Raw genomic sequence first — 11,006 nt, forward strand, 5'->3', positions numbered from 1 at the left:
TCTGCGAGACAGACGGTTGCCCTGGAACGCAGCCCATTGGAGACCCGATGCACAAGTTTGTTCCAACCATCAAGTTTCGCCTGGCGATGGCCCTTGGCATCCCAGCGCTGCTCACACTGGGCATCGGTGTGGTGGCGACGGTCGCGCTGCGCGATTCGCATTCGTTTGCCGGCGTGTCCACACACGCCCTGCTCTGGCTACTACCTGTTGCCACAGGCGGGACGATTGCGATACTCGCGTTTGGCTTTGTGCATCTGCAAGCCATCGTGGTCGACGGTCTGGGCAGGCAATCGCGTTCGTTCCAGTACCTGTCGCAGACACTGGATCTGTCGAGGCGATCCGCCGCGCGCCGCATGGATGAGTTCGGGCGCGGCGCCGTATGGTTCGACCGGTTCATGAACCGCGTCGAGGAAACCGTGCTGACCGTCCAGGCCGCGACCGATTCGGTCAGTACGGCCACGCAGCAGATCGCGGCGGGCAATATGGATCTTTCAGCCCGCACCGAGGAACAGGCGGCGTCGCTTGAGGAGACCGCTGCGAGCATGGTCGAACTCACGGAGACGGTCAGGCACAACACCGACAACGCACGTCAGGCAAACAACCTCGCGAGCCGCGCGTCCGGGATGGCGGACGACGGTCACGACGCAGTTCAGGCGATGATGCACACCATCGAGCAGATCAACCAGGGATCGACCAAAATCTCCGAGATCACCGGTCTTATCGAAGGCATTGCGTTCCAGACGAACATTCTCGCGCTCAACGCCGCAGTGGAAGCCGCGAGAGCCGGCGATCACGGGCGCGGCTTCGCGGTCGTCGCAAGCGAGGTGCGCAATCTCGCGCAACGCTCTTCAACGGCGGCAAAGGAAATCAAGGCGCTCATCGGCTCGTCGGTTGCAATGGTGCGCGAGGGATCATCGCAGGCGGCGCATGTCGGCTCGACGGTGGAGCAGGTCAAGACCGCGATCGGACAGGTCTCGGCCATCGTGGCGGAAATTGCGAGCGCATCGGAAGAACAGAGCCGGGGAATTGAACAGGTCGCAGCGGCCGTCACGCAGATGGATCAGGTCACGCAGCAAAATGCCGCGCTCGTCGAACAGGCGGCGGCCGCAGCCCAGTCGCTCGAAGAACAGGTGACGCGCGTGCGAGGCACGTTATCGGAATTCAAGGTTGGCACGGCAAACACGGCGAAGCTGTCGGCTTGAGCGCGCATGGCCGCGCGCCCGTCGCACGTGACGTGGGATTCGCCTCGGCACCTTCATTTCGGTCTGGCGTGAAAAACACTTCAGGGTATGCGATACCAGATCCGGATGCCCGAATACCAGTGGCTGACGCTCGTGTCGTCACCGCTGCCGAACGTCGACAGACTTTCTACGTTCACGACATCGATGCTTTCTTCGGCAATCCATGCGTTTGCGCGTTCAACGAGCGCCGCCGCGTTTTCGTAGACGTGTCCCTTGATGAGGTGACGCTGCATGACCTGCCGCTCGAAATCCTTGAAAGCGATTTTCATTGTTGAAGTCTCCTGTGTCCGGGTCTTGTTGTGTGCCTCGGGACATCAGTCTATCAATCAAACGGAGCGAACGGAAACGCACGAAACGGTTGCGCAAACGAAACTGCCGCTCCAATAAGGAGCGGCAGCAGACGGCGACCTTAAAGGTTGCCGTTATACCCCGATCAGCCGTGTGCCCTTGAGGCCCACTGTTGCGGGGTCGTTCAGGCCTTGACGCGCCCGAAACAGCGACTTAAAGCGGCGTGATATTCGCTGCCTGCATGCCCTTCGGGCCGCGCTTCGTTTCGTAGCTGACCTTCTGGTTTTCAGCCAGGGTCTTGAAGCCATCGCCTTTCACTTCCGAGAAGTGCGCGAAAAGATCTTCACCACCTGCGTCCGGCGTAATGAAGCCAAAGCCTTTGCTGTCGTTGAACCACTTGACGGTACCGGTTTCCATAACCCACCTTGCGAAAAAAATAAATAATCCGCCCTGTTAAGGAGCGGCTGAGAAGGATCAAGGAGTGAGAGGACAACGAATACCGCTGAAGAGGCGACACATTGATGATCAGCAATCGATCTTCTTGAACTTCGGCCCTCACAGTACGCTGTGAAGGCTTCCAAAGCAAGGTTTATTAAGTAACGGTTTGTTGGTCAGACCCGCGGCGGCCGCCACAAAGGGTTACGCGCGACCTTGAACAAACGGTTCTGACGTCCTGAACATACAGCAAATGGCATGAACCCGTAGCTCTGGGCCGACGCTTTACGTCTGCTCGATACTGAGTAGCCGCGCGTGCAGAAGACGTGCAAGCGATTCACCGCCCTCGCGCATCACCGCATCGTGATTCCAGCGAAAGACCGGACGTGCGATGGGCGCGAGCAGATTCATCCACGACCGGCTCGTATGGATCTGCCAGTCGTAACGCACGATGGTTGCGTCGCCATCGTTTGCAAACTGCCACCGGCCGGTGCCCCGCACGTCGCCGGTCGCCTCGCCTTCGAGCGCGACCAGCGGATCGACGTGCGTCACGTGCATGTCGAAGACGATCCGGTACGGCAACGCGCCTTTCCACGTATAGCGATGAACGGCGCCGATGCCCTCGCCCGTTCCCGGCGCGATTTCGACCACGCGTTCGACGTTCTTCCACCACCGCGGCCAGCGCGACGCATCGCGAACCACAGCCCAGACCGCAGGCAACGGCGCTTCGATTCGCCATGTCGTCGAAAAGCGGTATTGCGCTGTGTGCACGATTTCTCCTGCAATCACGTTGCCATTCCCGATTGCACCTGCCGGGTTTTACGCACCATATTGCCCGATTCCATCGATATACGACCACGAAAAAACGACTCCAGGCCGCCCGTTCCGGTCCATGTCGCCACAGATGAACGGTTTCAGGCCGCCCGCCCGATCAGGCCGCGCAACACCGTTTCGACTGTCACGACACCTTTCACCGTTTCGGCCTCCGACACCTCGAACCTGATCCAGCCTTCGTTGAAGCCGTCGAGCATCCGCATGCGCGGTACCGGATTCCGCATGCCTTGCGCGCGAAACAGCGACTCCCACGTATCGCGCGGCACGGGTTGCGCCCGCACATCCCGGTCCAGCAGATGACCGAACGCGGCGGCAAGGTCATCAGGGCTCACCCGGCGCGGACCTTCGAGCTCCACCACACGACGCCCCGCCCATGTTTCGCCCAGCAATCGAGCCGCGACGCGACCGACATCAGCGGTTGCGACCATAGGCACAGCGCGCTCCAGCGGCTGCAGAAAGCTCGGCATGATGCCGGTCGTGCTGGCAGGCTCGACATCCCACACCGCGTTTTCGATGAACCACGCGGCCCGCAAAAACGCGACGGGCATCGACAGCGTGCCGAGTTCCTGTTCCATGATCTGCAGTTGCTGCAACAAGTTGATCTCTTCTGCCTGAGCACCGATCGTCGACAGGCACACGACCTTCCGTGGCTGCACGGCTTCCAGTGCCTGCCGCAAAGCCGCGATAATCCGGCGCGATTCCGGAAAGCCTGGTGACGGATCGAAATTCGGCGGCAACAGAACAAACACACCTTCCGAGCCAGCGAACGCGCGGGCCAAAGCCTGCGCGTCATCCATGCCGGCGAGCACCACTTCACAACCTGCCCCGGCCCAGGCAGCGCCCTTTGTCGCGTCACGTACTACCGCGCGAACGTCATGCTGCTGCGCCAGCAGTTGCCGTGCCACAACCCCTCCAACCTGCCCTGTGATTCCGGTAATCGCGAACATTGCTCTCTCCAGTGAATTGCGACCCACGCCGCACAGGAAAGCATTCTGGTCACGATATCCCGCTTCATCCAGCGCATGAATGTCATTTGATTAATGCCGTTACGTCATGTACGTGTTCACTCGAAGTTGAAACAGGATCGACCCGGCGAGTGGTGTTATTGCCTGTTTCACAGGCGTCTCCGGGGCGCCAGCATGAATAAAACCAGCTTGTCTCAAGCCACAAGGTCAGCCCCCCGCCCGCATGACCGGTCAGCAGGTACGGTGCCGCGCGTGCACCTGGGCCGGGCGATTGCAGCGAATCCGGGGTTTTTGGCCGATTTATTGAGGATTTTTTTCGACTTTTTTTGGGCTACCCTGGTGTCGCATGGCGAGCAGTTCGTCATGGGAGCGGGCTGTATTGACCCTCACGAACACAGGCTCACGAACCAGGGCGAACCAGATGACGACGCAAACGAAGGTCTCCATTTGTCTGCCGACCTGCAACCGTCCGGATCTCATTGTCGAGTGCATCGAGTCGTGCCTCGCGCAGACTCACACAAACATCGAGATCCTGATAGGCGACGATTCAAAAGACGACCGCACGCAAAGGATGATCGCAACGCGCTATCAGCACGAACCACGCATCCGTTACGTGAGGAATACACCTTCGCTTGGACAGGCGCGCAATGTGTCGAGTCTTTTTGCGCGAGCGGGCGGCAGCAAGATTCTGCTGATTCACGACGATGACTATCTGGCCGTCGATGGCATCGAGCGTCTGGTTTCGCTCTGGCAGCGCCATCCGGATCTCGACGTGGCGTTCGCGAACCAGTACGAGGTCGATCAGGCGGGTCATGTCGATCGCGACGCCAGCGACCGCCTGAACGCCGATTTTTACCGCACGAAAGGCGCTGAAGGATTGCAGCGGCAACCGGGGCGCACGGGCCTCATCCAGATGTTCCCGAACAATGGCTGGATGGCGGATGCCGATCTCGTGCGCCGCATCAGCTACAAGGAGCGGTACGGGATGTGCTGCGACTATGTATTTGGCGTCGAACTCTGCCTTGCTGCGAAGCAGGTGTATTACCTCAACGAATACGTGTCGTTCTATCGCAAGACCGACGTCTCGATTTCGACGACGACCAGACGTTCGACAAACGCGGCTTCGGTTTCCGCCTATGCGTTCATCGAAAAGCTTCGCCTTGACCGTCAGCTTGAACCGGCGCGCAAGCTCGCATTGCGACGTATCGTACCGATCGTCGTTTCGGTCTATTCTCGCAACCACGATCCGGTCAAGGGGCTGCGTATCGCGGTAAAGAACCTGTTCGCCTATAACTACGGCTTCAGCATGCGGCTTTACTATCACCTCATGATGATTTCGCGTTCGATGCTTACGCTCAAAGCGCGTTGATCCGTCAATCAGCGCTGCGCACGCGCGGTGGCTAACGTACCGCGCTCACACCGATCAATGCTGCACACCCCAACGACGCACCGTCACGCGCTCCAGCGTGTCGAATACAAGATGCTCGACGAGGAGACCAATCGCAATCACCGCGGCGAGTCCGGCGAACACGCGGTCGGTATAGAGTTCGTTGCGGTTCTGGAAGATGTACCAGCCGAGGCCGCCATTGCCGCTGCTGGCACCGAATACGAGTTCCGCGGCGATCAGCGTGCGCCACGCAAAGGCCCAGCCCACACGCAGACCGGCAAGAATCGACGGCAAAGCCGCCGGCACGAGAATCAGCGTCACGTGGCGCAAACCGCTCAATCCATAATTGCGTCCAGTCATGCGCAGCGTTTCAGGCACGGCCTGAAAACCTGAATACGTATTGAGCGCGAGCGGCCACAGTACTGCGTGTACGAGCACGAACAGCAGGCTGCCCGTGCCAAGCCCAAACCACAGCAGCGCAAGCGGCAGCAGCGCGATAGACGGCAACGGGTTGAACATCGCGGTGAGCATCGAAAGCAGGTCACGGCCAATGCGCGTCGACACCGCCAGCGACGTCAGCAGAAACGCGAACAGCACACCCAGCAGATAGCCGCGCAGCAGAACCGACAGCGACACCGCCGTCTTCTGCAACAGCTCGCCCGACAGGACGCCCTGAACGAACGCACTCAACGTCGCGCCAAACCCCGGCAGCAGCAGATCGTTATTCAGCACGCGCGCCGCGAGCTCCCACGCCGCGAGCAGCACCAGCGCGATCAGCGTCTTGCGCAACCACGATTGCGCCATCAAACGCCGCGCCACCGGCAACGGCGCTTCGGCGACGACGTCGCCCGGCAACTCCGGCGAGCGCTCGTACTCAGGCCGCACAGGCGGCAACCACGACGTACTGGAAGTGGGCGTGCTCATTGGACAGGCTCCGTCTCTTCGAACAGCAGGCGATGAATGTGCGCCACGCTGCGCTGAAAATCGATACGCCCGAAGCTGTCGTGCGAGTATTGATGGCTGTTGAGTTCCGCGCGAACGCGCCCCGGATGCGGAGAAAGCAGCAGGATCCGGTTGCCGACCACGAGCGCCTCCTCGATCGAATGCGTGACGAACAGCAATGTAAAACGCGTCTCTTCCCACAGGCGCAGCAGTTCTTCCTGCATCTTGCGTCGCGTGAGTGCATCGAGCGCGGCGAACGGTTCGTCCATCAGCAGCACGCGCGGCTCCATCGCGAGCGCACGCGCTATCGCGACACGCTGTTTCATGCCGCCGGATAACGTATGCGGGTAAGCGTCGACAAATGCAGCAAGGCCCACCTTCTCCAGATAGTGCAACGCGCGTTCTTTCGCTTCCGCGCGTCCGAGCTTCTTTGCGGTACGCAGCGGAAACATCACGTTTTGCAGCACCGTCTTCCATGGTGGCAGCTGGTCAAACTCCTGAAACACGACGATGCGATCCGCGCCTGGCCCGCGCACCGGTTTGCCATCCAGTGAAATCGAGCCCGAACGCGGCGCGATGAATCCCGCTACCGCCTTGAGCAACGTCGATTTTCCGCAACCGGAAGGCCCGAGCAGCACGAAACGGTCGGCGCCGTAGACGTCGAAACTCACGTTGTGCGTCGCACGCACGATGCGTTCGCGGGTGTGGTATTCGAGGTTGACGCTATCCACGGCGAGCAGCCGCTCGCTATGTCCGGGCTGTGATACGGCGGCGGCCTCGCCGGCCGCATCCGGGAAAAGCGTAGAAGGATTGGCTACCATCACTCGGCTCCTTGCGCAAAAGCTGTATCGAATGGTTCGGGCGTCATGGCGTTCACGACTGGATACCGCAAGTGCAAACCAGCACGATACGGTTCACACGCCCGCTGACCAACCAACGATTGCGCATATTCAATACAGCCTGACGCATAAGCATCGATTTCACTGCGATGACGTCCGCCAGCGCGCGAATCAGCTTCCACCCGCTGTGGCCGGGTCGTCGAAGAAATAATCCTTCCATGACCTGGGCTCATTGCGGATCGCGCCGACGCGATACATGAACTGCGCGAGCGCTAGCGTGTTCTGCGGCGCGACCTTGAACTGCACCTGCGGATCGCGGATGATCGACAACAGCAGCGCGCGATCGATCTTCGAATGATTCACGCGGATATAGGTATCGGCGGCCGCCTCGGGATTGGCACTCACGTAACGCGCGGCGTCGACGAGTGCGTCGACGAATGCGCGATACGTCTTCGGATTGTCGTTGCGGAATTTTTCCGTCGTATAAAGTACGGTGGCCGAGCTCGGGCCGCCCAGCACGTCGTACGAATTGAGAACGATGTGCGCTTTCGGATTGCTGGCCAGTTCCTGCTCCTGGAACGGCGGATTGCCAAAGTGCCCGGTGATTTCCGTTCCACCCGCGATGATCGCGGCTGTCGCATCCGGATGCGGCACCGTCTGCGTCAGTCTGTCGAGCCGGTTGAAATCCTTTTCGCCCCAGCGCTGCGCGGCGGCGAACTGCAACATCCGTGATTGCACGGAGACCGATACCGCCGGCAACGCGATGCGATCCTTCTCCGTGAAGTCCGCGATTGTCTTCACGTTCGGATTGTTCGACACGAGGTAATAAGGGAAATTGCCGAGCGACGCGACGCCCTTCACGTTCTGGCGGCCATGCGTACGGTCCCAGATCGTCAGCAACGGACCGACCCCAGCACCCGCGATATCGACCGAACCGGACAGCAGCGCGTCGTTGACCGCGGAGCCGCCGGAAAGCTGTATCCAGTCGACCTTGATGTCGATGCCGGCCTTGCGCCCTTCTTTCTCGATCAGTTGCTGGTCACGCGCGACGTTCAGCAGCAAATAGACAATGCCGAACTGTTCAGCGATACGGATCTGGCCTTCGGCATGTGCCGGAACGGCCACGCCAAAGCCTGCGGCGGAAACCACGAGCGCCAGGAACGCGGCGGCGAACCGGCGCACGAAGCGCGCGCGTTTAAACGGCCGGGGAGCGGCCGGACGAATTGAATGCATGGGAAACCTCAGGGTGCGTGGAGCGGCGCGTCAGGGCGCGCGTGAACGCCGTTAGAACGGCACATCGCCTTCGATGGTCGTGCGATACATCTTGCGGCGCAGATGGTTGGGGGTGCCGGCGGCAAGATGCATCAGCGAGCGGTTGTCCCAGAACACCAGATCGTGTTCCGCCCAGACGTGGCGATATAGATGCTCCGGCCGCACGCTATGCGCGAAGAGTGCGTCAAGCAGTTCCCGGCTTTCGTCGTCGGGCAGGCCCGCGATGTGCGTGGTGAAATGTTCGCTGACAAAGAGCGCCTTGCGGCCCGTTTCGGGATGCGTGCGCACCACCGGCTGCAGGACGGGTTTTACCTGCGCGATCTGTTGCGCCGAAAGATCCGGACGCCACGGGCTGCGCTGCTGCAGTTCCGCGTATTTCGCGAGATAGGTGTGCTGCGCGAGCCGCCCTTCGACCGCGTTGCGCAGATGGGCGGGCAGCGTGTCCCACGCGAGATGCATGTTGGCAAAGAGCGTGTCGCCGCCTTCGGACGGCAATTCCTGCGCATGCAGCAGCGAGCCGAGGCTGGGGTTTTCCTTGTACGACAGGTCGGAATGCCAGAAATGGCCGGCATCCCCGAGCCCGACTGGCTTGCCGTCCTCGACGATGTTCGATACCACCAGCACTTCGGGATAACCGGCCAGCTGGAACTGGTGCAGCACATGAATCTGCAGCGGGCCGAAGCGGCGGCTGAACGCAATGTGCTGATCGGGCGTAATGCGTTGATCGCGGAACACCAGCACATGATGATCGAGATGCGCGCGATGAATGCGCGCGAAATCGTCCACGCCGAGCGGCAGGCTCAGGTCGAGACCGAGCACCTCGGCGCCGGCTGGCGCATCGAATGCGCGGATTTCGATGCGCTGCGATGGCACGGATCCGGATGACTGGATATCGGCTTCGATACCGGATCGATAAGGGTCCTGATGCACGGAGCGATGAACGGCTCCGTGAGGCGGTTGATGGTCGGAAGTAGCAAGTGTCACGCAAAACTCTTCATCAGATCGTCGGATGGGCTAGCGTCGAAAGGCGCTCTTTCAAACCGTCAATCTACGGGTGTGGTCCATCGTGAGCAACGAAGCAAATCCGATACGTTTATCTGCTGGAACGATAAGCGCAACGCTCGTCTGGAAAAACTGTTGCGTTCCGCCAGTAAAAACGGCGGCACCGGAAATACCGGAGCCGCCGTTCTGACGCGCCGCGAAGCGTGTGTCGCTTACGGTTCGTTACGCAGATACCCTTCCTTGCCCGGGTCGCGCATGCGTAACGACACGAGGCCCGCGATCGCGCAAAGTGCCGTGACGTACCAGTAGAACATCGGTTCGCTGCCGGCCCGCTTGAGCCACAGCGCGACGTATTCCGCCGAGCCGCCGAAGATCGCGTTGGCGAGCGCATACGAGAGTCCGACGCCCAGGGCGCGCACTTCAGGCGGGAACATTTCAGCCTTGATCAGACCGCTGATCGACGTATAGAAGCTCACGATAGCGAGCGCCAGCACGATCAGGCCGAATGCCGCGTACGGATTCGTGATGTCCTTCAGCGTATGCAGCAGCGGCACCGTGCCGATGGTGGCGAAAAGGCCGAACAGGATCATCGACGTGCGACGGCCGATGCGGTCCGACAATGCGCCGAAGAGCGGCTGCATGATCATGTAGACGAAGAGCGCACCCGTCATCACGCTGCTGGCCGTCTTTGCGTTCATGCCTGCTGTGTTGACGAGGTACTTCTGCATGTAGGTGGTGAACGTGTAGAAAATCAGCGAGCCGCCGGCCGTGAAGCCGAGCACCGTCGCAAACGCGCCCTTGTGCGCCCACAGCCCCCGCAGCGTGCCCGCTTCCTTGCGATGACGCATTTCGGCCGTCGTGGTTTCGTCGAGTGATTTACGCAGATAGAGCGCGACGAGTGCGGCGAGCGCGCCGATGACGAACGGAATACGCCAGCCCCACGCCTTCAGTTCCGCGGTGGAGAGGGTCTGTTGCAGGACCACGAGCACCAGCAGCGCACAGAGCTGTCCGCCGATCAGCGTGACGTACTGGAACGACGCGAAGAAGCCGCGACGACCCTTGAGCGCGACTTCACTCATGTAGGTCGCGCTCGTGCCGTATTCGCCGCCGACCGACAGCCCCTGGAACAGGCGCGCGACGAGCAGAAGCGCGGGTGCGAGCGCGCCGATCTGCGCATAGGTTGGCAGCACGGCGATCACCAGCGAGCCGCCGCACATCATGAACACGGAGACCATCATCGCGGTGCGACGGCCTTTCTTGTCGGCGAGACGGCCAAAGAACCAGCCGCCGATTGGGCGCATCAGGAAGCCTGCCGCGAAGACACCGGCGGTATTGAGCAACTGGGTTGTTGTGTTGCCACTTGGGAAGAACGCGGGCGCGAAGTACAGGGCGCAGAACGAGTACACGTAGAAGTCGAACCATTCGACGAGATTGCCCGAGGAGGCGCCGACGATGGCGAAGATGCGGCGACGGGTGTCGTGAGGCTGGAGGACGGAGAGGTCGGTCATCGGGTTTGTTTTTCCTTTCTCTGTTTTTTGGTTTTTCTGGTCTGGTACTGTTTTTTTGTTTGGCTTGCGGCCGGAATTTTACCGGATGTAAGGTTTTGGTTAAGGGGTTTGTTGGCTTTTTGCTGGTATTTTTTGGGCCTTTCCTTGAATTCGTGTCGGTCTATTGGTGTTGCCCCTGTGCGGGGCGGCACTTACTTTTCTTTGTCTTCCAAGGGGACTTCCTTCGGGGCGTCTTCCAAAGAAAGGTAAGCAAAAGAAAGGCGCTTCGAAAGCGCTACTGTTTCCAGGTGCGT

General features: G+C 60.5%; 11 protein-coding genes. 2 read left to right on the forward strand and 9 right to left on the reverse strand.

What is annotated here, in order from left to right:
• Positions 1-47: 47 nt before the first annotated feature.
• Positions 48-1,202, forward strand: a complete 1,155-nt coding sequence (locus tag LPA37_RS27810; RefSeq protein WP_324251709.1) for a methyl-accepting chemotaxis protein — start codon at positions 48-50, stop codon at positions 1,200-1,202.
• Positions 1,203-1,282: 80 nt separating this feature from the next.
• Here LPA37_RS27810 and LPA37_RS13035 read toward each other — a convergent pair whose 3' ends face one another.
• The 4 genes from LPA37_RS13035 to LPA37_RS13050 all read right to left on the reverse strand — a co-directional run bounded on the left by LPA37_RS13035 (position 1,283) and on the right by LPA37_RS13050 (position 3,745).
• Complete coding sequence (locus tag LPA37_RS13035; protein ID WP_228976210.1) at positions 1,283-1,510, reverse strand: hypothetical protein; 228 nt, start codon at positions 1,508-1,510, stop codon at positions 1,283-1,285.
• Positions 1,511-1,742: 232 nt separating this feature from the next.
• Positions 1,743-1,946, reverse strand: coding sequence for a cold-shock protein (locus LPA37_RS13040; RefSeq protein ID WP_090537609.1), 204 nt, complete (start codon positions 1,944-1,946; stop codon positions 1,743-1,745).
• Positions 1,947-2,249: 303 nt separating this feature from the next.
• On the reverse strand, positions 2,250-2,735 hold the full coding sequence (locus LPA37_RS13045) for an SRPBCC family protein (protein WP_228976212.1): 486 nt from the start codon (positions 2,733-2,735) through the stop codon (positions 2,250-2,252).
• 143 nt (positions 2,736-2,878) lie between these two features.
• On the reverse strand, positions 2,879-3,745 hold the full coding sequence (locus LPA37_RS13050; protein ID WP_229012759.1) for an NmrA family NAD(P)-binding protein: 867 nt from the start codon (positions 3,743-3,745) through the stop codon (positions 2,879-2,881).
• A 439-nt stretch (positions 3,746-4,184) separates the two neighbouring features.
• On the opposite strand from LPA37_RS13050, the gene LPA37_RS13055 reads away from it, so the two are divergent.
• Positions 4,185-5,132 (forward strand): glycosyltransferase family 2 protein, encoded by a 948-nt coding sequence (locus LPA37_RS13055; RefSeq protein WP_228976216.1) that lies wholly within the window; start codon positions 4,185-4,187, stop codon positions 5,130-5,132.
• Positions 5,133-5,186: 54 nt separating this feature from the next.
• Here the strand turns inward: LPA37_RS13055 and LPA37_RS13060 are convergent, their stop codons facing one another.
• The 5 genes from LPA37_RS13060 to LPA37_RS13080 form a co-directional block, all read right to left on the reverse strand.
• Positions 5,187-6,074: an ABC transporter permease gene (locus LPA37_RS13060; RefSeq protein WP_229012760.1), complete on the reverse strand. Its 888-nt coding sequence runs from the start codon at positions 6,072-6,074 to the stop codon at positions 5,187-5,189.
• The gene (locus LPA37_RS13065; RefSeq protein WP_228976221.1) at positions 6,071-6,913 is read right to left on the reverse strand and encodes an ABC transporter ATP-binding protein; all 843 of its coding nucleotides are present in this window, start codon (positions 6,911-6,913) and stop codon (positions 6,071-6,073) included. Before LPA37_RS13065 ends, LPA37_RS13060 begins: the two co-directional genes overlap by 4 nt.
• A gap of 189 nt (positions 6,914-7,102) precedes the next feature.
• Positions 7,103-8,164 (reverse strand): ABC transporter substrate-binding protein, encoded by a 1,062-nt coding sequence (locus LPA37_RS13070; protein WP_228976225.1) that lies wholly within the window; start codon positions 8,162-8,164, stop codon positions 7,103-7,105.
• Between the two features lie 51 nt (positions 8,165-8,215).
• Positions 8,216-9,106 (reverse strand): TauD/TfdA dioxygenase family protein, encoded by an 891-nt coding sequence (locus LPA37_RS13075; RefSeq protein ID WP_407672519.1) that lies wholly within the window; start codon positions 9,104-9,106, stop codon positions 8,216-8,218.
• A 311-nt stretch (positions 9,107-9,417) separates the two neighbouring features.
• On the reverse strand, positions 9,418-10,713 hold the full coding sequence (locus LPA37_RS13080) for an MFS family transporter (RefSeq protein ID WP_228976226.1): 1,296 nt from the start codon (positions 10,711-10,713) through the stop codon (positions 9,418-9,420).
• Between the last annotated feature and the right edge of the window lie 293 nt (positions 10,714-11,006).

It is taken from the genome of Paraburkholderia gardini (assembly GCF_907164545.1).
Classification (GTDB): Bacteria; Pseudomonadota; Gammaproteobacteria; order Burkholderiales; family Burkholderiaceae; genus Paraburkholderia; species Paraburkholderia gardini.

Excerpts from the sequence above, each read along its gene's own strand:
- LPA37_RS27810 (WP_324251709.1), top strand. The coding sequence starts at position 48 with ATGCACAAGTTTGTTCCAACCATCAAGTTTCGCCTGGCGATGGCCCTT.
- LPA37_RS13035 (WP_228976210.1), bottom strand. The coding sequence starts at position 1,510 with ATGAAAATCGCTTTCAAGGATTTCGAGCGGCAGGTCATGCAGCGTCAC.
- LPA37_RS13040 (WP_090537609.1), bottom strand. The coding sequence starts at position 1,946 with ATGGAAACCGGTACCGTCAAGTGGTTCAACGACAGCAAAGGCTTTGGC.
- LPA37_RS13050 (WP_229012759.1), bottom strand. The coding sequence starts at position 3,745 with ATGTTCGCGATTACCGGAATCACAGGGCAGGTTGGAGGGGTTGTGGCA.
- LPA37_RS13055 (WP_228976216.1), top strand. The coding sequence starts at position 4,185 with ATGACGACGCAAACGAAGGTCTCCATTTGTCTGCCGACCTGCAACCGT.
- LPA37_RS13060 (WP_229012760.1), bottom strand. The coding sequence starts at position 6,074 with ATGAGCACGCCCACTTCCAGTACGTCGTGGTTGCCGCCTGTGCGGCCT.
- LPA37_RS13065 (WP_228976221.1), bottom strand. The coding sequence starts at position 6,913 with ATGGTAGCCAATCCTTCTACGCTTTTCCCGGATGCGGCCGGCGAGGCC.
- LPA37_RS13070 (WP_228976225.1), bottom strand. The coding sequence starts at position 8,164 with ATGCATTCAATTCGTCCGGCCGCTCCCCGGCCGTTTAAACGCGCGCGC.
- LPA37_RS13080 (WP_228976226.1), bottom strand. The coding sequence starts at position 10,713 with ATGACCGACCTCTCCGTCCTCCAGCCTCACGACACCCGTCGCCGCATC.